This is a genomic window from Bradyrhizobium sp. 61, from assembly GCF_023073075.1.
In the GTDB taxonomy this organism is placed as follows: Bacteria; Pseudomonadota; Alphaproteobacteria; order Rhizobiales; family Xanthobacteraceae; genus Bradyrhizobium; species Bradyrhizobium barranii.
In genome coordinates, this window is the sequence record NZ_JADPIU010000072.1 from 1 (window position 1) to 18610 (window position 18610).

At 64.7% G+C, this 18610-nt stretch carries 20 protein-coding genes and 1 riboswitch; of the genes, 10 read left to right on the forward strand and 10 right to left on the reverse strand.

The features are described 5' to 3' along the window. Positions 1-147: 147 nt before the first annotated feature. Both IVB46_RS27315 and IVB46_RS27320 read right to left on the reverse strand, forming a co-directional pair. The gene (locus tag IVB46_RS27315) at positions 148-1350 is read right to left on the reverse strand and encodes an MHYT domain-containing protein (protein WP_247343869.1); all 1203 of its coding nucleotides are present in this window, start codon (positions 1348-1350) and stop codon (positions 148-150) included. A 100-nt stretch (positions 1351-1450) separates the two neighbouring features. Further along, complete coding sequence (locus IVB46_RS27320) at positions 1451-2008, reverse strand: 6,7-dimethyl-8-ribityllumazine synthase (RefSeq protein ID WP_071909551.1); 558 nt, start codon at positions 2006-2008, stop codon at positions 1451-1453. 74 nt (positions 2009-2082) lie between these two features. Beyond that, positions 2083-2257: riboswitch (FMN riboswitch) on the reverse strand. A gap of 387 nt (positions 2258-2644) precedes the next feature. On the opposite strand from IVB46_RS27320, the gene IVB46_RS27325 reads away from it, so the two are divergent. Next, positions 2645-3145, forward strand: a complete 501-nt coding sequence (locus tag IVB46_RS27325) for a YbjN domain-containing protein (protein ID WP_028151553.1) — start codon at positions 2645-2647, stop codon at positions 3143-3145. Between the two features lie 191 nt (positions 3146-3336). Next, positions 3337-4173: a pyrroline-5-carboxylate reductase gene (gene proC, locus IVB46_RS27330; RefSeq protein ID WP_247315453.1), complete on the forward strand. Its 837-nt coding sequence runs from the start codon at positions 3337-3339 to the stop codon at positions 4171-4173. Positions 4174-4323: 150 nt separating this feature from the next. Here the strand turns inward: proC and IVB46_RS27335 are convergent, their stop codons facing one another. The 5 genes from IVB46_RS27335 to IVB46_RS27355 form a co-directional block, all read right to left on the reverse strand. After that, positions 4324-4716, reverse strand: coding sequence for a hotdog domain-containing protein (locus IVB46_RS27335; protein WP_247315456.1), 393 nt, complete (start codon positions 4714-4716; stop codon positions 4324-4326). 200 nt (positions 4717-4916) lie between these two features. Continuing rightward, on the reverse strand, positions 4917-5165 hold the full coding sequence (locus tag IVB46_RS27340; RefSeq protein ID WP_071909549.1) for a tautomerase family protein: 249 nt from the start codon (positions 5163-5165) through the stop codon (positions 4917-4919). Between the two features lie 55 nt (positions 5166-5220). Then, positions 5221-6741 carry a histidine--tRNA ligase gene (hisS, locus tag IVB46_RS27345; protein WP_247315460.1) on the reverse strand — a complete coding sequence of 507 codons (1521 nt, stop codon included), beginning with the start codon at positions 6739-6741 and terminating at the stop codon, positions 5221-5223. A 76-nt stretch (positions 6742-6817) separates the two neighbouring features. Continuing rightward, positions 6818-7342 carry a DUF2314 domain-containing protein gene (locus IVB46_RS27350; protein WP_247315463.1) on the reverse strand — a complete coding sequence of 175 codons (525 nt, stop codon included), beginning with the start codon at positions 7340-7342 and terminating at the stop codon, positions 6818-6820. Positions 7343-7480: 138 nt separating this feature from the next. Next, the gene (locus IVB46_RS27355) at positions 7481-8563 is read right to left on the reverse strand and encodes a branched-chain amino acid aminotransferase (RefSeq protein WP_247315466.1); all 1083 of its coding nucleotides are present in this window, start codon (positions 8561-8563) and stop codon (positions 7481-7483) included. Between the two features lie 336 nt (positions 8564-8899). Here IVB46_RS27355 and IVB46_RS27360 point away from each other — a divergent pair, with 336 nt between their 5' ends. From IVB46_RS27360 to IVB46_RS27370, 3 genes are read left to right on the forward strand one after another with little or no spacing between them, the layout of a single operon-like run. Further along, positions 8900-9442 (forward strand): MarR family transcriptional regulator, encoded by a 543-nt coding sequence (locus tag IVB46_RS27360; protein ID WP_063985573.1) that lies wholly within the window; start codon positions 8900-8902, stop codon positions 9440-9442. Next, a complete protein-coding gene (locus IVB46_RS27365; protein WP_028169830.1) occupies positions 9439-10170 on the forward strand; it encodes a response regulator transcription factor in 732 nt (243 codons plus the stop codon). Before IVB46_RS27360 ends, IVB46_RS27365 begins: the two co-directional genes overlap by 4 nt. An 18-nt stretch (positions 10171-10188) precedes the next feature. Continuing rightward, positions 10189-11577 (forward strand): ATP-binding protein, encoded by a 1389-nt coding sequence (locus IVB46_RS27370; RefSeq protein ID WP_028151545.1) that lies wholly within the window; start codon positions 10189-10191, stop codon positions 11575-11577. 165 nt (positions 11578-11742) lie between these two features. Here IVB46_RS27370 and IVB46_RS27375 read toward each other — a convergent pair whose 3' ends face one another. Together IVB46_RS27375 and IVB46_RS27380 are read right to left on the reverse strand one after the other, a co-directional pair. Further along, positions 11743-12273: a DUF3617 family protein gene (locus IVB46_RS27375; RefSeq protein ID WP_247315471.1), complete on the reverse strand. Its 531-nt coding sequence runs from the start codon at positions 12271-12273 to the stop codon at positions 11743-11745. Positions 12274-12303: 30 nt separating this feature from the next. Continuing rightward, positions 12304-12609 carry a hypothetical protein gene (locus tag IVB46_RS27380; RefSeq protein ID WP_247315473.1) on the reverse strand — a complete coding sequence of 102 codons (306 nt, stop codon included), beginning with the start codon at positions 12607-12609 and terminating at the stop codon, positions 12304-12306. 183 nt (positions 12610-12792) lie between these two features. Between IVB46_RS27380 and IVB46_RS27385 the strand changes: the two genes are divergently transcribed. From IVB46_RS27385 to IVB46_RS27400, 4 genes are all read left to right on the forward strand, one after another. Then, positions 12793-13254: a hypothetical protein gene (locus IVB46_RS27385; protein WP_063985577.1), complete on the forward strand. Its 462-nt coding sequence runs from the start codon at positions 12793-12795 to the stop codon at positions 13252-13254. Positions 13255-13376: 122 nt separating this feature from the next. After that, positions 13377-14096 (forward strand): ribonuclease T2, encoded by a 720-nt coding sequence (locus IVB46_RS27390; RefSeq protein ID WP_247315474.1) that lies wholly within the window; start codon positions 13377-13379, stop codon positions 14094-14096. Positions 14097-14217: 121 nt separating this feature from the next. Continuing rightward, positions 14218-15078 (forward strand): 23S rRNA (adenine(2030)-N(6))-methyltransferase RlmJ, encoded by an 861-nt coding sequence (rlmJ, locus tag IVB46_RS27395; RefSeq protein WP_247315476.1) that lies wholly within the window; start codon positions 14218-14220, stop codon positions 15076-15078. Positions 15079-15332: 254 nt separating this feature from the next. Beyond that, a complete protein-coding gene (locus IVB46_RS27400) occupies positions 15333-15548 on the forward strand; it encodes a cold-shock protein (RefSeq protein ID WP_063986700.1) in 216 nt (71 codons plus the stop codon). 85 nt (positions 15549-15633) lie between these two features. Here IVB46_RS27400 and IVB46_RS27405 read toward each other — a convergent pair whose 3' ends face one another. Beyond that, positions 15634-16257 (reverse strand): outer membrane protein, encoded by a 624-nt coding sequence (locus IVB46_RS27405; RefSeq protein ID WP_014491976.1) that lies wholly within the window; start codon positions 16255-16257, stop codon positions 15634-15636. 249 nt (positions 16258-16506) lie between these two features. Here IVB46_RS27405 and uvrC point away from each other — a divergent pair, with 249 nt between their 5' ends. Further along, on the forward strand, positions 16507-18570 hold the full coding sequence (gene uvrC / locus IVB46_RS27410; protein WP_085403343.1) for an excinuclease ABC subunit UvrC: 2064 nt from the start codon (positions 16507-16509) through the stop codon (positions 18568-18570). Positions 18571-18610 lie beyond the last annotated feature (40 nt).

Consider the following 18610-nt stretch of genomic DNA (forward strand, 5'->3'; position numbering starts at 1 on the left):
GGGTGGGGTGATCTCTCCACTCGGGGAGTATTCATCGCGGAGGGACCGTCACCCCACCCCGCTCCGCACTACGCTCCGCTCCATGCGAAGCGACCCTCCCCCTCCAGGGGAGGGTAAGAAAGAACGCGCCTCCCGTGCGGCCCGACTCTACGCGTGCCGCCTATTCGCCAGTCCCAGCCTTGCCTTCACCTCGGCAATCTTGGCCCGGCTGACCGGGACCCGATGCGGCGACGGGCCGTCGAGCTCGAGCACGGCGCCATCCCCCTCTTTCCGGACCAGCGCGACATGGGGGATCGCGACGATATGGCTGCGGTGCACCCGGAGGAACAGCGAGGGATCGAGCTGGGCCTCGGCCTCCGAGATCGACCAGGGGCACATTCGCTCGCGGGTGCCGTCGTGAACACGGGTGTAGTGCGCATCGGCCCGGACGCTGCGGACATTGGCTGTCTCGATGAAGTGCGTGCCATCGGCGCTCTCGACCGGCAACCGGGGAACCGGCGCGCGGGGCGGCTGGCCGAGACCGCCGAGCGGGGCCACCGGGCGCGGAGCTGCAGCCGGCGCAGCGATCAGCTCGATGGCGGCCGCCGCGACCGGCGAAGCAGCCGGTTCGGCAGCAACAGAGGTCGACGTCTGACGCCGCTGGTCGGGAACCAGCGACAGCAGGAAGCCGGCTGCGATGACGAAGCACAGCACCGCAACGATGATCGACAGGATTTGCTGCGACGCGGCAAGACCGCCGCCGGCGTGGTGATGCGCCGCACCGGTCAGCGGCTCGAAATGCATACCCAGCATCGCGGTGTAATGCATGCCGGAGACGGCGACGCCAAAAACAACCGAACTGACGATTAGCCGGACGCCCTCCTGCTGCGCCAGGAAGGCGCGCAAACCACCATAGGCGGTGACGATCGCGACCACGACCGAGAGCAGCACCATGGTCCGGTCGTGGACGATACCGAAATGACCGGCGAGGCCGTGGATGCCGACATAATGCATGCTGGCGATGCCGACGCCGAGCAAGACTGCGGACGACGCCACCCGCTTCAGGGACGGTTCGCCGATCGAGACAAAGAAAAGCGAGATGCCGACCACCAGCGCGCAGATCAGGAACGAGATGATGGTGGGAAGCACCAGATAGACCGTGTCCGGCGGCAGCGGCGCGGCCAGCATGCCGACGAAATGCATGGTCCAGATGCCCACGGCCAGAAACGCAGCCGCACCCGCGAGCAGAACGCGGTTGCTGACGCCGGGCGTGTTGCGGATGCGAGCAGCAAGCGCAAAGCCGGTATAGCCACCCAGACTCGCGACCGCCACAGAGAGCGCGACGAGATAGGGATCGTGTCCTTCGAACATGATCTTGTCGGCCGCCCGTCTCCACGGCACGGCCTCCTCCCGCCGCCGACTTTATAGGGACGGCGACGGGATTGACAATCAGCGGCGTGTGAGCGGACGGCTACACGATGCCCGCCGCGACCTGACCGCGCAGGCGCTCCAGACCGAGCAATGTCTCGGCACAGGCTGCGGCGACCTCGACGCCCTTGATCGCAAAATGCCTGCGGAAGAAATCGTAGTGCACCTCAGTCTCGTGGAATTGCTGCGGCGTCAGCACCGCCGAGAACACCGGCACCTCGGTGCGCAGCTGCACGTCCATCAGCGCCTTGATCACGGTGTCGGCGACGAACTCGTGGCGGTAGATGCCGCCGTCGACGACAAGGCCCGCCGCGACGATCGCGGTGTAGCGCCGCGTCTTGGCGAGGATCTGCGCATGCAGCGGGATCTCGAACGAGCCCGGCACCTCGAACACGTCGACATGATTGAGGTGACGCGCGGCCGCCTCCTTCACGAAGGCGATGCGGGCCTCCTCGACCACGTCGCGGTGCCAACAGGCCTGCACGAAGGCCACCCGCTGCGGTTTCGCGAAGCGCGGATGCTCGGGTGCCGGATCCTGCGGAACCGGCGGTTGGGTGACTTCGGAAGTTTCGGTTTGGGGATCTTGCAACATCTGATTCATGGCTTTCCTTCAAAGGACCAGAATCAGGGCACACGGAACGACAAGCAGCCGCACCTTGCGATGCGTCTGCCACCGACCGTTCTCTTTCATCCGGACTTTAACCGTCGGCTTCGGAGTTGCACCGAATCTGCTGACCCTTCCCTTCGGCAAATTCCTTTTCAGGAATATTCCTGGGGGAAGGCGCTCGCGGGCTTGGGCCTTGCGACCCTTACCGCCGGTGGGGACTTTCACCCCGCCCTGAGAACATCGGCCGCCCGGGATGAACGGCCTGACCGGAAATATGACGCCATCCGGCGGCCGCAGCAAGCGCGTTCCGCATGAAAAACCGCATGGTCCCATGCCGCCATGACGGGTGTGGCCTCGCCCGGCGGAATTAACGATTGGCGCGCCATCGGCGAATTCGATTCCGATTTGTTCTCATTCGTTAAGAATTGTGGCGGAGATGAGCTGTGGACGAACGAGTCCTGGCTTGTGGACGGACTCGGCAGCCAGTTGCGCAGATTCCGCAAATCACATCACTTGATCCGCGACAGGCTCGCGCTGATCCGAGGGGATCGCGACAGCGACGTTGAGGGAGCGCGCCGGGCCGACCGCGTGCGTATCAAAGACAACAAAAAGGCAAGAGGTCGAGACGGAATGTCCCTGCTCGAAGGCACTATCGATTCCAGAAATCACCCGCTCGCGGTGGTCGAGGACATCGCTGCCAGCAACAACTGGCCGTTCGAACGCTCCGGCGAAGACGAGCTCACGATTGTCTCCAAGGGACAATGGACCGACTATCAGATCTCCTTCACCTGGATGGGTGAGATCGAGGCGCTACATCTGGCCTGCGCCTTCGACATGAAGATTCCGGTTGCGCGGCGGGGCGAAGTGCAACGGCTGGTCGCCGCGGTCAATGAGCAGCTATGGGTCGGCCATTTCGACCTGTGGACCAACACCGGCATGATCATGCACCGCCAGGCGCTGGTGCTGCCGGGCGGGCTCACCGCCTCGACCGCGCAATGCGAAGCCATGCTCGCCGGCGCCATCCATGCCTGCGAGCGCTACTTTCCCGCGTTCCAGTTCGTGGTGTGGGCCGGCAAGACCACCGCGCAGGCGATGGACGCGGCGATGTTCGACACGGTGGGAGAGGCGTAAGGTCTCTCTCCAAGATGGTGAGGGGCGCGCGCGCCCTCCTCAGCGTCGTGCCGGACAGGCGGAGCGCAGATCCGGACCCATACCGTGTGATTTCTCCGTATCGCGCGATGCTTGTTGCTCCGCCCTCCATCCACTAGAACCGCCTGTGGTTATGGGTCCCGGCCTTCGCCGGGACGACACCTTTGTTTGTGGTGACCACAGTGGCAGACAGCAGCACTCTCAAGAACATCACCAGCACCATCCTCCTCGCCGGCGCCGGCAAGATGGGCGGCGCGATGCTGACCGGATGGCTTTCAGGCGGACTCGACCCGCGTCGCGTCGCGGTGATCGATCCGCACATCTCACCTGAGATCACCGCGCTTGCCGCCAACGGCGTTGCGCTCAATCCCGATGTCAGCGCCGCCGGCACGGTCGAGACTCTGGTCGTCGCGGTGAAGCCGCAGATGTTCCGCGAGGCCGGCGCCAGGCTGAAGCCATTCGTCTCGGACAAGACCTCGGTGGTCTCGATCATGGCGGGAACCACGATCGCATCGCTCGAAGAGGTCTGCGGTGGCGCAGTGGTGCGCGCGATGCCGAACACGCCGGCCGCGATCGGTCGCGGCATCACGGTCGCCGTCGCGGCGAAGAACGTCAGCACCACGCAGCGCGCGGTAGCCGATGCGCTGCTGCGTGCCACCGGCTCGGTCGAATGGGTCGAGGATGAAGGCCTGATGGATGCGGTCACCGCGGTGTCCGGCTCAGGCCCGGCCTATGTGTTCCTGCTCGCCGAAGAGCTCGCGCGCGCCGGCGTCGAGGCCGGACTGCCCGAGGCGCTGGCGACGAAGCTTGCACGCGAAACCGTCGCCGGCTCGGGTGAACTTTTGCATCAGTCGGAGCTTCCCTCCAGCACGCTGCGCCAGAACGTCACGTCGCCAGGCGGCACCACGGCCGCAGCACTCGGCGTGCTGATGGGTGAGCCGGGCCTGCGCGATCTGATGATCCGCGCGATCGCGGCCGCGACGAAGCGGTCGAAGGAACTGGCGAAGTAAGCAGGTGTCGTAGGGTGGACAAAGCGGCTTGTCCGCCGAAGCTCGACGAGCGAAGGCGGAAGCGTGCCCACCAACTTCGTTCGCGATCCCGAAAAAATGGTGGGCACGGCGCTTCGCGCCTTTGCCCACCCTACGGCATCGCGCTCGCCGCTACGCCCCGAGCCGCTTGTTGAACATCTCGACATTCACAAGCCCGCGCGCGTGGCGGCCTTCGCCGAGCCTGCGCGTGCCCTCGAACGCCTCGACCTCGAAGCGGATGACGCGGCGCTCGACCGCGACCACCTTCGCGGTGGTCCGCACCGTCGCGCCGACGAGAGCGGCTGCGAGGTGGCGGATATCGACTTCGGTGCCGACGGTGACCCAGCCCGGCTGAAGCGCGGCGCGGATCGCATCGCCCGACGTCATCTCCATCTCCAGGATCATCATCGGCGTCGCATAAACAAAAGGCATGCCGGGCACGAAATGCCCGACCGTCCGCTCAGCCGGCACCACCAGCGTGCGCTCGGCGCTCATGCCGATTGTGATGAAGTCGCGTGCGTCCATGGGGGCCTCACACACGGTGTCGTCCCGGACAAGCGCGCCTTAAGCGCGCGCCGATCCGGGACCCATAACCACAGGACGTCGTGGTTTCGGGGGACTCGGAGTTACCGCTTCACCGCATAACCACTCCCTGTGGTTATGGGTCCCGGATCTGCGCTTGCGCTTGTCCGGGACGACAGCGGAAAATGCCGCTACAGCTTTGGCTATTTCTTCGCAGCCGCCGCGCGCTCCACAAAGGTCTTGCCGCCCTTCATTTTGTGACGGAGCGGGGCTTCGTTGATCTGGATGACGACGGCATCGGCATCGACGCCGAGATTCTTCACCAGGGCCTGGGTGATGTCGCGCATCATGCCGGCCTTCTGCTCGTCGGTGCGGCCTTCGGCCATGCTGACGGTAATCTCAGGCATCGTTCTCTCCCGTGCGGCCGAACACCGGCCATTGACGGTCGCCATCAAACAAGACGTGGATGCCTGGGACAAGCCCGGGCGTGACGGCCTTCCGGAATGGCTATCCCCACTTTACGTCATGGCGGCCCAGGACTTCGCGCACCTTGGCGACGAGGTCGGCTTCGCTGCACGAGAACTGCGCCGGACGGCTCTCGCGCCACTCCTGGTTGGAGGCGATCGCGGCGGCGGCCTTGGCGCCTTCGATCAGATCCTTGATCTGCAGCTCGCCGCGCGCCTTTTCATCCGAGCCCTGGATGATCACGCAAGGTGAGTTGCGGCGGTCGGCATATTTGAGCTGGTTGCCCATGTTCTTGGGATTGCCGAGATAGAGTTCGGCACGAATGCCGGCAGCGCGCAAGGACGCCACCATCTTCTGGTAGTCGGCAACGCGGTCGCGATCGAACACGGTGACGACGACGGGGCCGAAGTCGGGCCGCGTGTCGAGCTTGCCGAGCAGCGTCAGCGCGGCCTGGAGCCTGGACACGCCGATCGAGAACCCGGTCGCCGGCACCGGCTCACCGCGGAAGCGCGAGACGAGGCCGTCGTAACGTCCGCCGCCACCGACGGAGCCGAAGCGCACCGGGCGGCCCTTCTCGTCCTTGGTCTCGAGCAGCAGTTCGACCTCGTAGACGGGGCCGGTATAATATTCGAGGCCGCGCACGACGGAGGGGTCGATCTTGATGCGGTCCGCGCCGTAACCCGACGCCGTGACCAGCTTGGCAATCTCTTCCAGCTCGCTCACGCCGGCCTGACCAATCTCGCTCTTGGCGAGGTAAGTTTCCGCCGCGGCGATCGCGTCTTTCCAATCGTCGCGCGGCTTGGTGATGGCGAGAACAACGTCGCCCTCGGCTTCGCTCAGATTGGCGCCCTTCGTGAAGTCGCCCTTGCCTTCTTCCCCGCCATCCCATCGTCCGGGACCGAGCAGCTTGCGCACTTCGTCGGCAGAAAACTTGTCGAGCTTGTCGATCGCGCGCAGCACGGTCAGCCTGCGGCCTGCGTTCTCGTCACCGCCGAGCCCGATGGCTTCCAGAACGCCGTCGAGCACTTTGCGGTTGTTGACCTTCACGACATAGGAGCCGCGCGCGATGCCGAGCGCTTCCATCGTGTCCGCAGCCATCATGCAGATCTCGGCATCCGCCGCCGGCGTCGCGGAGCCGACCGTGTCGGCGTCGAACTGCATGAACTGGCGGAAGCGGCCGGGTCCGGGCTTCTCGTTGCGGAACACATAGCCGACGCGGTAGCTGCGGTAGGGCAAGACCAGACCGTCGGTCCCGTAGCGCTCGCCGACGTAACGCGCGAGCGGCGCGGTCAAATCGTAGCGTAAGCTGATCCACTGCTCGTCGTCGTCCTGGAACGAGAACACGCCCTCGTTCGGACGGTCCTGATCGGGCAGGAACTTGCCGAGCGCGTCGGTGTATTCCATCGCCGGCGTTTCCACGGGCTCGAACCCGTAGAGCTCGTAGACGGCGCGGATCTTCTCGACCATCTCGCGCGTCGCCCGGATCGCGGCGGGATCGCGATCCTCGAGCCCGCGCGGCAGGCGCGCCTTCAGTTTCTGGGGTTTTTTGGGTTTCTCGGCCATGCGCGGCGTTTACCAGCCGACGCGCAAAGCGGCAACCGAAGTTCGCTTTACCTCGCCCCGCTTGCGGGGACAGAATTTACGGCTGCTCCATCCGGGCCCGCAGGGCATCCGCATCCGCCTTTGGCAGCGACTTCAGCGTCGGCTTGATGGTTTCGCCGCCGACGATCTTGCCGTTACGCATGAACATCCAGTCTGAAATGTCCGCTTCGCTGAACTTGACCGCATCGCCGGCCCGCTTGCCCGGCAGATCGCGCGGCTCGTTGGCGAAGAGGCCCGAATAGGTGCCGTTCGGCAGCTTCTTCACGTCGCCGATCCAGATATGCTCTCCGCCCCTGCGGGTCGAAAAGCGCACCTTCAAGGCGTGCCCGGTCTCCGACGGCTTTGGCGCGTCATAGGACGCCCAGAAGGTGGGAAGCGTGCCGCGGGCGCGCGCGATCGCGGTGTTCATCTCGGGATCGGTGGTGCGCACGTCGACGATCGGCGAGCGGTCTTGCGCTACGACCTCCGGCATGGGCCCGATGGTCAGGATGCCGAAAACGCTGAAGCCGGTGATTGCGGCGAGAACGACCCATTTCATGGGCTGGGAGAGTTTTGTTGCCATGTTCGCGATGTCCAGGATGCTTCGATGTCTCCTGGCTTTGTCGCGTGTCGGCAGCCGCACGTTCATAGCGCGAAAAGCCACAAACGTTGCGCGTTTCCCCTCTCCCTTGTGAGAGAGGGGAAACGTAATCGCCGTCGATCAAAACACCTTGCGGATCCAGTTGTGCGGATCGTTGGTGCGGCCGTACTGGATGTCGATGAGCTGCTTGCGCAGGCCCGTGGCGACGGGGCCGGCGGCGCCGCCGCTGATGTCGAAATCGCCGCTCACCGAGCGCACCTTGCCGATCGGCGAGATCACGGCAGCGGTGCCGCAGGCGAACGCTTCCTTCAGCTTGCCGCTTGCCGCATCCTTGCGCCACTGGTCGAGCGAGTACGGCTCCTCGCGCACCGTCTTGCCGGCATCCTTCGCGAGCGCGATGATGGAGTCGCGGGTGATGCCGGGCAGGATCGTGCCGAGCGGCGGCGTCGAGAGCGAGCCGTCCTCGAACACGAAGAAGACGTTCATGCCGCCGAGCTCCTCGATGTAGCGGCGCTCGACCGCGTCGAGGAAGACGACCTGATCGCAACCGTGCTGGATCGCTTCGGCCTGCGCACGCAGGCTCGCCGCGTAATTGCCGCCGCACTTGACGGCACCGGTGCCGCCGATCGCGGCGCGGGTGTAGTTCTCCGAGACCCAGATCGAGACTGGCGCAGGTCCGCCCTTGAAATAGGAGCCAACCGGCGAAGCGATCACCGCGAAGATGTATTCGGACGACGGCTTGACGCCGAGGAAGGTCTCGCTCGCGATCATGAAGGGGCGCAGATAGAGGCTGCCCTCGCCGCCCGGCATCCAGGCGCGGTCGATGCGCACGACCTGCTCGACCGCCTCGATGAAGACGTCCTCGGGCAGCTGCGCCATCGCCATGCGGTCGGCGGAATCCTTGAAGCGGCGCGCATTGGCGTCGGGGCGGAACAGGTTCACGCCGCCGTCGTCACGCTTGTAGGCCTTGAGGCCTTCGAAGATTTCCTGCGCGTAGTGCAGGACTGCGCCGGCCGGATCGAGCTGGAAGTTGGCGCGCGCCTCGACGCGTGCTTCGTACCAGCCGCCCTTGGCCTGGTTGTAGCGGACGATCGCCATGTGATCGGTGAAAACCCGACCGAAGCCGGGATCCACCAGCTTGGCGACGCGGTCCTTCTCGGATGTCGGATTGGATGCGGGCTGGATGTCGAATTTCATACTCATGTCCTTGCCTCCCGCTGCCGGTAGCGGCGCTGTTCTGGCGCCCGCCTGCCCTGTTTGGGCCCGGCTGGCTTGATTAGGTTGTGGCTGGACCGCCGCCAGCCTTGTTACGGCCGGTTTCCGTGGCCAGCATGTCGCCGAGGACATGCTTTTGCGGAAGGCGGAAGTCCAGTATGTTTTGCCGAAATGCCGCTCGACAATCGCACGGTAGATCTGCTTCGGCCGTCGCCGCCTGTCCGGCTCTCTCCGGCCGCTCCTAGAACTGCCACCCGACGCGAAGCGATCTAAAATTTCGTGCGGGTTGATCGTTTTGTAACATTGAACCCAAGATACGTCAATATGCCTGACATAAATTTCGCAACTCCCTCTCAAGACGCAGCCGAGCCGCGGCCGGCCGCAGGCGATGGAGGCAATTTGCGCTGGGATATCATCGAACTGCTGTTCTTCGCCTATCGTGATTTCGTCGGCGATCCCGACCAGGAGCTGGAGGCTTTCGGCTTCGGCCGGGCCCACCACCGGGTCATGCATTTCGTCTATCGTTATCCCGGCCTCAAGGTCGCCGACCTGCTCGATGTCCTGCGCATCACCAAGCAGTCGCTCGGCCGCGTGCTCAAGCAGCTCCTGGACGAGGGCTATATCGTGCAGAAGACCGGCGACAATGACCGCCGCCAGCGCCTGCTCTACGCGACGCCGAAGGGCGAGGCGCTGGTGCAGAAGCTCGCCGGGCTCCAGACCACGCGGATCACCAAGGCGCTCGCCGAGCTGGCGCCGCAGGATGCCGATACCGTCAAGCGTTTCCTGCGCGCGATGATCGACCGCGACGATCCGGACAAGGTGCTGGAGACGATCTTCGCCAACGTCAATCAGGACGGAAAGGAGTGAACGTGCCGTTCGCTGCCACGCTCGCCCGCCCGCCGGTAGAACCGGCCGACGATGCGCCGCATCTGCTGCTGGTCGACGACGACCGCCGCATCCGCGATCTGTTGTCGCGCTTCCTCGCCAGCGAAGGTTATCGCGTCACTACCGCCGCAAGCGCCGGCGATGCACGCTCGAAGCTCATGGGCCTGCATTTCGATCTCCTGATCCTCGACGTCATGATGCCCGGCGAGACCGGCTTCGATCTCGCCCGCTTCATCCGGACCTCCTCCTCGGTGCCGATCGTGATGCTGACGGCACGGCACGAGGCCGAAGCCCGCATCGAGGGCCTGCAGATCGGCGCCGACGATTACGTGGCAAAACCGTTCGAGCCGCGCGAGCTTGCGCTGCGCATCAACAACATCCTCAAGCGCGCCGCACCGCCGCCGCAAACCGCCGCGGTGGAGAAGATCGCGTTCGGCCCTTACGTCTACCATCTCGATCGCGGCGAGCTGCGCCAGGGCGAGGAGGTCATTCACCTCACCGACCGCGAACGCGAGATGTTGCGGATTCTCTCGGAGACCCCGGGCGAGACCGTGCCCCGCAGCGCGCTCACCGGCAATGGCAGCGTCAACGAGCGCGCCGTCGACGTGCAGATCAACCGCCTCAGGCGCAAGATCGAGACCGACCCCGCTAATCCGCTGTTCCTCCAGGCGGTGCGCGGCATTGGCTACCGCCTGGTGGCCTCGCCATAAAGCAGTGAAGCGCGACCGATGAGCACGATCGATACCGGCCTGACGCTGTTGAAGAGCGCCGCCGGCCGCGTCTCCGCCGCCAATGGCTGGATGGGCAACGCATTCAAAGGCTGGATGCCGACCGGCCTCTATGCCCGCGCGCTCCTCATCATGATCGTGCCGATGGTGATCCTGCAATCGGTCGTCGCCTTCGTGTTCATGGAGCGGCACTGGAACACGGTGACGCGCCGCCTGTCGGCTGCCGTCGTGCAGGACATCGCCGCGCTGATCGACGTCTACAAGGGCTATCCGCAGGACAAGGACCGCAACGAGATCCGCCGCATCGCCCAGCAGCGCCTCGGCCTCGTGGTGGACTTCCTGCCCGCCGGCGACATGCCGCCGCCGGGCCCAAAACCGTTCTTCTCGCTGCTCGACCAGACGCTGTCGGTGCAGCTCGGTCGCCAGATCGGACGCTCGTTCTGGATCGACACCGTCGGCCGCTCCAACCTCGTCGAGATCCGGATCCAGCTCGACGATGCCGTGATGCGCGTGTTCGCGCAGCGCAGCGCCGCCTATGCCTCGAACTCGGAGATCTTCCTGTTCTGGATGGTCGGCACCTCCTCGATCCTCCTGATCGTCGCCGTGCTGTTCCTGCGCAACCAGATCAAGCCGATCCTGCGGCTGGCAGACGCCGCCGAGAGTTTCGGCAAGGGCCGCGAGGCGCCGAACTTCAGGCCGCGCGGCGCGCGCGAGGTACGGCGCGCGGCGGTCGCCTTCCTCGAGATGAAGTCACGCATCGAGCGCACGATGGAGCAGCGCACCGCGATGCTTGCCGGCGTCAGCCACGATCTGCGCACCATCCTGACCCGCTTCAAGCTCGAGCTGGCGCTGATTGGCGACAACCCGGAGCTCGAGGGCATGCGCAAGGACGTCGACGAGATGTCGATGATGCTGGAGGACTACCTTGCGTTTGCCCGCGGCGATTCCGGCGAACAGTCGCAGCCGACCGACATGGCGCAGGCGCTCGAGGAGCTGCGCAGCGACGCCGAGCGCCACGGCCACACCGCGACCGTCGCGTTCCACGGTCTGCCCGTGGTGACCGTGAAGCCGGCCTCGTTCAAGCGCTGCCTCGCCAACCTCGTCACCAACGCGGCACGCTACGGCAAGAGCATCGCCATCAACGGCCAGCGCGATCACCGTTATTTGACTGTCACGGTCGAGGACGACGGCCCCGGCATTCCCGCGCACTTGCGCGAAGAGGTGTTCAAGCCGTTCCTGCGGCTCGACAACGCCCGCAACCAGGACGAAGGCGGCACCGGCTTGGGGCTAGCCATCGCCCGCGACATCGCGCGCTCGCATGGCGGCGACATCACCCTCGGCGACAGCCCGATGGGGGGATTAAGGGCGAGTGTCAGGATTCCGGTTTAGCTTTCCTTCACCTCGCCCCGCTTGCGGGGAGAGGTCGGATCGCTCTTGCGATCCGGGTGAGGGGGTACAGGTCCCTCAACGACCGCACGTGTGGAGAGAGGCCCCTCACCCCAACCCTCTCCCCATAAGAACGGGGCGAGGGAGCGCACCGATTTCGCGGTGAGCCTACTTCGGCAGCAGCGCCTTCAACTTGTCCATGTCGCGCACGTTCATCTTGAAGCCGCCGGGCATTACGACGTCGCCGGGCTTCTGGTCGGGCTTGCAGGCCCCCAGCCACTTGGCTTCGAGCTGCATCGTGGTGTCGCGGCCTGCTGCGCCGGCGGCGCCGCCTTGCGCATGCGACGAGGTCTTCACCGTATAGGCCGAGTTGAAATCGCCGGTGATCTCGGCATGCGAGGTCGTGCTGATGCCGGCGACGTTGCACTCGGAATCGCTGACATAGCCGGTCGCGGTCTTCTTGATGTCCTGCTTGGCGCAGATCTGCTTGGCCATCGGGGAGACGTTGTTGTTCATCTCCTTATCGACGGTCTCGTCGGTGCAGTGCTGCATGGTCATCTCGGGCATGGGCGTGCCGGTCCTGACCATCTTCATTTCCCAGAGACCGGCCTTGCGCACCGGCAGATCGTCGGCGCTGGCGCTGCCTGCCGACACCACAAGACAAAGGGCCGAGCCGAGCAAAGCGAGCTTGCGCGTCATGTGGGAAGCTCCCGACGTTCCGAAAGCGCCTCAGTACAGCGTACGGATCGGCTGTTGGGCAGCGCCATAGGGCACCCAACGGCAGGAGAACGAGATATAGCCGCCCTCAAAGGCCTGCACCGCGAGGAATTTCACGACCTTGCCGTAGCGCGCGCAGTGATCGACCGCGACCTGCCGCGCATCCGCCTGGGTCGCCAGCGAATAAGCGATGATGCCGCCGGTGTCGTTGCCCTTGAACGGAGGCACCGGAAGGAGATCGGCGCGTGCCGACTGGCTGGCCATCATTCCCGAGACAACCAGGCCGGCAAAAAGGCCCGCGGCCGCAATGATTCGCATTCCCGTCACTCCAATTGGTTGGCACCAGTTTACGGTGCCGGGAGGTCCATGAAAAGAACTGATGCCCCGCCGGCTGCGAGGTTAGGGTCAACTCTTGGCCAAGTGTTGCCGCGCTGCACTTGACCTGCCCCGGCCTTCGCGGCACCGTCCATCCTTCGCAAGACCCAGCTGTCCGGATTGCCCATGCGCGCCCTCCCCCTGAAATCGCTCCGCTTTGCCACCTTGCTTGGCCTCATGTTCGGAGCGCTGTCGCTCGGTGAGGCCAGGGCCGCCAATCCGCTGGAGCTGAACTTCTGGCTGAACGGGCCGCGCTATGACGGCGCCGTCGTCGATTGCGAGAGGGCGCTGCCGACCATCGCCACCCAGTTCTGGGAGAAGGAAAGCTCGTTCTGGAATTCCTCGTTGAAGATCACCGGCTTCGCCGCCGTTCACGAGATCGCGTTCCGGCCCTGGCAGTCTGACAACATTCCGCGCCGCTATTGCACCGGCGACGCCATGCTCAATGACGGAAAGGTGCGCAAGGTGCATTTCTCGATCATCGAGGATGGCGGCTTCTCTGGCTACGGCAATGGTGTGGAATGGTGCGTGGTCGGGCTCGACCGCAACTGGGCCTACAATCCGTCCTGCCGCGCCGCCAGGCCCTGAGCCTCGATCGAAAGGCCTGAATCGGACTGATCAGGCGCCTGACGGGCCGGCCCGAATTTTGTTCTTGAAATGTTCTTGTTGCCTGCTAGGCTGATTGCACAGTCTAGTTGAGGGGCGTCGCCATGTTTCATTTTAGATTGCGTTCGTTCACCCGTCTCGTGATCTCACTGACCCTCCCCCTGGTTCTGGCCGCCGGGCTGGTCGCGCTGCCGGGCGGCGCGAAGGCCCAGGACAAACGGCAGAACGCGCCCGGCGAATTCGACTTCTATGTGCTGTCGCTGTCATGGTCGCCCTCGTTCTGCGAGGAGGCGTCCGAGCGCAACCGCGGCGGCGGCGGTGGTCGCTCGCAGATGCAGTGCAGCGGGCGGCCCTACGCGTTCGTGGTGCACGGGCTGTGGCCGCAATATGAGAATGGCTTCCCTGAATATTGCCAGCGGCCGTCGCCACGCCTGAACCGCAACATCGTCTCTTCGATGCTCGATTTGATGCCGGCGCCGGGGCTGATCTTCAACGAGTGGGACAAGCACGGCACCTGCTCCGGGCTCGACAGCCGCAATTATTTCGAGATGATCCGAAAGGCGCGCGCCGCGATCAAGATCCCCGCGGAATATCTCGAACTGTCACAGGCCAAGACCGTGGCGCCGGGCGAGGTGGAGGAAGCCTTCATCAAGGCCAATGCGGGCCTGAGCAACGCGGCCATCTCGGTCACCTGCAATCGGACCCGGCTCTCCGAGGTCCGCATCTGCCTCAGCAAGGACCTGCAATTCCGGGCCTGCGAGGAGATCGAGCGCCGCGCCTGCCGCCGCGACCAGGTGACGATGCCGCCGATCAGAGGTGGCTAGTCCAAGTGTTTGTGCCCCGGACGCAGCGCCGGTTCGGCGGTGCGCTGCAGATTCGGGGCCCATGCCGGCACAGGCGCGCATGCCGCTTTGCTCAAGCCGTGACGTAGCGTAGTCCTGTCTCATGAACTACCGTCACGCCTTCCACGCCGGAAACTTCGCCGATGTCATCAAGCACATCGTGCTCGCGCGCATCATTACCTACCTCCAGGACAAGCCGGGGGCATTCCGTGTCATCGACACCCATGCCGGCGCCGGCCTCTACGATCTCGAAAGCGACGAGGCGCGCCGTAGCGGCGAATGGCTGACCGGCATCGCGCGGCTGATGCAGGCGCGCCTGTCGAACGACGCCGTGGCGCTGGCCAAGCCCTATCTCGACATCGTTCGCGCCTACAATCCGAAGGGCGAGCTCAAGGCCTATCCGGGTTCGCCGCTGATCACGCGCGGCCTGCTGCGGCCGCAGGACCGCCTCGTTGCCTGCGAGCTCGAGCCGAAGGCGCGCAAGGCGCTGATCGGTGTGCTGCGCCGCGACGAACAGGCGCGCGTGGTCGATCTCGACGGCTGGGTCGCGCTGCCGGCCTTCGTGCCACCGAAAGAACGGCGCGGGCTCGTGCTGATCGACCCGCCGTTCGAGGCGAAAGACGAGTTCGAAAAGCTCGGCGACGCCTTCGCGGCGGCTTTCACCAAATGGCCGACCGGTATCTATGTAATCTGGTATCCGGCCAAGAGCCGGCGCGCCACCGACACGCTGGTGCAATCAGTGGCGCGGCTCGCAGCCGCAGCAAAACCACCAGGAAAATGTCTGCGTCTCGAATTCAGTGTCGCGCCGCAGCTTGATGGCGCCACCCTCACCTCCGCCGGATTGTTGATCGTCAATCCGCCGTACACGCTGCATGGCGAGCTCAAGACGATCCTGCCCGAGCTGGAGATACCGCTCGGACAGGGCGGAGCTGCCAGATTCCGATTAGAGGTGCCGAGGCCGTAACACACCGGCATTCTTGGGAAAAAGATGCAGGAGCGGTAGTCAATCTGCAGAGAACCGTATTATGCTGTTTCCGTGACTGGCTTTACGTTCCGCTTCCGCGAATGGTTGCGGCGGAGTGAAGGCCTAAGAAAGATCCGATCGGACCGAAAGAAAGGTCCGCCCAAGGATGGCCAGCTCCCGGGCTTCGTAAGGCCCGGTCATGTCGTGACGTGAGTCTGCGTCGCGACGGAGGAGCAATGAGGGGGAGTTTCCCGATGGCCATGACGGGAACGGTCAAGTTTTTTAACGGCGAGCGCGGCTACGGTTTCATCAAGCCCGACGACGGCGGGCGCGACGTCTTCGTGCACATTACTGCTGTGGAGCGGGCGGGACTGAAAGATCTCGCCGAAGGACAGCGCATTACTTTTGAAGTCGAGCCGGACAAGAAGGGGAAGGGACCAAAGGCAGTCAATTTGGTCATCGTCTCCTAGAGCGTTTTCGAGCGAACACCTGGCGAAAAAAATCCCGGCCGCGAGCGGCCGGGAGGCTGTTGTCCGGTATTTTCTTCTTCAACTATCAGAAGTGATAGTTCACGCCTGCGCGCACAACGCTGGCGCTATAGCCGTTTGACACGCCGGTAATTGCGAACTGGCTCGTCGACAGATCGATGTAGAGATATTCGAGCTTGGCGCTCCAGTTCGGCGCGAAGCCGACTTCCGCGCCGGCACCGATGGTCCAGCCTGCGGTGGTGTGCGACTCCGTCCAACCGAATGTCTGCGCGCGCAGCTCGCCGAAGGCGAGGCCGGCGGTGCCGTAGAACAGCACGTTGCTGAACGCATAGCCGGCGCGGCCGCGCAGCGTGCCGAACCAGGGGTTGGAGAACTTCCACGGCGCGAAGGTGTCATCAGCGCCTGCGGCCTGGATATCGCCCTCGACGCCGAACACCCATGGACCGTTCTGAAAATTGTAGCCGGCCTGCACACCGCCGACGAAACCGGAGGGCTTGACGGGCGAATTACTCACCGAGCCCCACTCATAGCCGAGATTGGCACCGAGATACGGACCGGCCCAGCTATACGCATTGAGCGGCTGATTGACGGTGTAGGGCGCACCCTGCCCGTAATTGAGATCGGCGGCCTCTGCCGAAGCTGTCCAGCCGGCTGCAACCAACACGGCTGCGCCTACAACGAACCCCCTCATCGGTACTCTCCAACGCAACGGCCGCCCCCCGCGATGCCTGCGCCGCCGCGCAAGGCAAAATCGCATGGTTACGGAACCTCCTCTTTTTCGCGTAAGATTTATCGAGAGTTTTAAGTTAAAGGCCTGTTAAGCCGGGTTACCACGCTCTTAACAGGCTTAAGCAAGTGTTACCCGGAACCGCGCCGCCATCCTGTGTGTGCCGCAAGGCTGGAACTTCAAATCGGCACCCCCAGCGCTTAAATTCGCATCATGGCTCACGATTCCACCGACAATCCGGACGACGCACGCGCGCGCAAATCTCCGCGCGGCACGACGGCCGACGCCCCGCCGGAGAGCCTGGCGCCGCCGGACCTCGATCCCGCCACCACCGCTGGCGAGGACGAGGACGACGCGCTGCTGCCTGACATCCTGGAGGAGAGCGGCGCGGTCGGCGAAGAGCCGCTGGCGACCGGCCATGAAGCGATCGAGCGCGCGGTCCGCCTCGCGCCCACCTCGCCGGGCGTCTATCGCATGCTCAGCGCCAATGCCGACGTGCTCTATGTCGGCAAGGCCAAGAACGTCAAAAAGCGCCTGTCGAACTACGCGCGCCAGAGCGCGCCGCAACCGGCGCGCATCCTGCGCATGATCGCAGCCACGGTGACCGTGGAGATCGTCTCGACCAACACCGAGACCGAAGCGCTGCTGCTGGAAGCCAACCTCATCAAGCAGCTCCGGCCGCGCTTCAATGTGCAGCTGCGCGACGACAAATCGTTTCCCTACATCCTGATCACCGGCGACCATTGGGCGCCGCAGATCCTCAAGCACCGCGGCGCGCAGTCGCGGCCCGGCCGCTATTTCGGCCCGTTCGCTTCCGCCGGCGCGGTCAACCGCACCATCACCGCCTTGCAGCGCGCGTTCCTGATCCGCTCCTGCACCGATTCCTTCTTCGAGAGCCGCTCGCGGCCCTGCCTGCTCTACCAGATCCGCCGCTGCGCCGGCCCTTGTACCCGCGAGATCGATTTCCCCGGCTACACGACGCTGGTGCGCGAGGCGACCGACTTCCTCTCCGGCAAGAGCCAAGCGGTGAAGCAGGAGCTTGCCGGCGAGATGGAGAAGGCCTCCGGCGAGCTCGAATTCGAGACCGCGGCACTCTACCGCGACCGCCTCGCCGCGCTGTCGGCGATCCAGTCGCAGCAGGGCATCAATCCGCGCACGGTGGAAGAAGCCGACGTGTTCGCCATCCACCAGGAGGGCGGCTTCTCCTGCGTCGAAGTGTTCTTCTTCCGCACCGGACAGAACTGGGGCAACCGCGCTTATTTCCCGCGCGCGGAGAAGACCTATACGCCGGAGGAAGTGCTGGGGTCCTTCCTCGCCCAGTTCTACGACGACAAGCCGCCGCCGAAGAACATCCTGCTCTCGCACGAGATCGAGGAAAGCGAGCTGCTCGCCAATGCGCTGTCGATCAAGGCCGGCCACAAGATCGAGGTCACGGCGCCCAAGCGCGGCGAGAAGAAGGAGCTGGTCGCCCACGCGCTGACCAATGCGCGCGAGGCGTTGGGCCGCAAGCTCGCGGACACCGCGACACAGAGCCGCCTGCTCGACGCCATGGCCACGACGCTGAGCCTGCCGCATTCGCCCAAGCGCATCGAGGTCTACGACAACAGCCACATCCAGGGCACCAATGCGGTCGGCGCCATGATCGTCGCCGGGCCCGATGGTTTCGTGAAGAACCAGTACCGCAAGTTCAACATCAAGTCGGAAGGGCTCACGCCGGGCGACGATTACGGCATGATGAAAGAGGTGCTGGAGCGCCGCTTCAAGCGCCTGATCAATCCGCCCGAGGACGCCGCCGGCAAGGCCAAGGACGACGACTTCCCGCAATGGCCCGACCTCGTGATCATCGACGGCGGTCGCGGCCAGCTCAACGCCGTCCGGGAGATCTTTACGAATCTCGGCCTGACCCAGGTGTCGCTGATGTCGGTCGCCAAGGGACCGGACCGGGATGCCGGCCGCGAAACCCTGTTCATGCCGGAGCGCGAGGCAATCAAGCTGGAGCCGCGCGATCCCGTGCTTTATTTCATCCAGCGCCTGCGCGACGAGGCCCACCGCTTCGTCATCGGCTCGCACCGCAAGCTGCGCAAGAAGGACATCCGCGAGGCCGGTTTGCAGGAGATTCCGGGCATCGGCCCGTCACGCAAACGTGCCTTGCTGCACCATTTCGGAACCCTGAAGGAGATCGAGCGGGCCTCGATCGCCGATCTCGGCAAGGTTCCGGGGGTGAGCGCCGAGAGCGCTCGCAGGATTTTCGACTATTTCCATCCCCAGCCGGGGTGAACTAAGGGAGCCGCGGTCATATGGTCGTCGCATGCTGCAC

Excerpts from the sequence above, each read along its gene's own strand:
- IVB46_RS27315 (WP_247343869.1), bottom strand. The coding sequence starts at position 1,350 with ATGTTCGAAGGACACGATCCCTATCTCGTCGCGCTCTCTGTGGCGGTC.
- IVB46_RS27320 (WP_071909551.1), bottom strand. The coding sequence starts at position 2,008 with ATGAATCAGATGTTGCAAGATCCCCAAACCGAAACTTCCGAAGTCACC.
- IVB46_RS27325 (WP_028151553.1), top strand. The coding sequence starts at position 2,645 with ATGTCCCTGCTCGAAGGCACTATCGATTCCAGAAATCACCCGCTCGCG.
- IVB46_RS27335 (WP_247315456.1), bottom strand. The coding sequence starts at position 4,716 with ATGGACGCACGCGACTTCATCACAATCGGCATGAGCGCCGAGCGCACG.
- IVB46_RS27340 (WP_071909549.1), bottom strand. The coding sequence starts at position 5,165 with ATGGCGACCGTCAATGGCCGGTGTTCGGCCGCACGGGAGAGAACGATG.
- hisS (WP_247315460.1), bottom strand. The coding sequence starts at position 6,741 with ATGGCCGAGAAACCCAAAAAACCCCAGAAACTGAAGGCGCGCCTGCCG.
- IVB46_RS27350 (WP_247315463.1), bottom strand. The coding sequence starts at position 7,342 with ATGGCAACAAAACTCTCCCAGCCCATGAAATGGGTCGTTCTCGCCGCA.
- IVB46_RS27355 (WP_247315466.1), bottom strand. The coding sequence starts at position 8,563 with ATGAGTATGAAATTCGACATCCAGCCCGCATCCAATCCGACATCCGAG.
- IVB46_RS27360 (WP_063985573.1), top strand. The coding sequence starts at position 8,900 with ATGCCTGACATAAATTTCGCAACTCCCTCTCAAGACGCAGCCGAGCCG.
- IVB46_RS27370 (WP_028151545.1), top strand. The coding sequence starts at position 10,189 with ATGAGCACGATCGATACCGGCCTGACGCTGTTGAAGAGCGCCGCCGGC.
- IVB46_RS27375 (WP_247315471.1), bottom strand. The coding sequence starts at position 12,273 with ATGACGCGCAAGCTCGCTTTGCTCGGCTCGGCCCTTTGTCTTGTGGTG.
- IVB46_RS27380 (WP_247315473.1), bottom strand. The coding sequence starts at position 12,609 with ATGCGAATCATTGCGGCCGCGGGCCTTTTTGCCGGCCTGGTTGTCTCG.
- IVB46_RS27385 (WP_063985577.1), top strand. The coding sequence starts at position 12,793 with ATGCGCGCCCTCCCCCTGAAATCGCTCCGCTTTGCCACCTTGCTTGGC.
- IVB46_RS27390 (WP_247315474.1), top strand. The coding sequence starts at position 13,377 with ATGTTTCATTTTAGATTGCGTTCGTTCACCCGTCTCGTGATCTCACTG.
- rlmJ (WP_247315476.1), top strand. The coding sequence starts at position 14,218 with ATGAACTACCGTCACGCCTTCCACGCCGGAAACTTCGCCGATGTCATC.
- IVB46_RS27400 (WP_063986700.1), top strand. The coding sequence starts at position 15,333 with ATGGCCATGACGGGAACGGTCAAGTTTTTTAACGGCGAGCGCGGCTAC.
- IVB46_RS27405 (WP_014491976.1), bottom strand. The coding sequence starts at position 16,257 with ATGAGGGGGTTCGTTGTAGGCGCAGCCGTGTTGGTTGCAGCCGGCTGG.
- uvrC (WP_085403343.1), top strand. The coding sequence starts at position 16,507 with ATGGCTCACGATTCCACCGACAATCCGGACGACGCACGCGCGCGCAAA.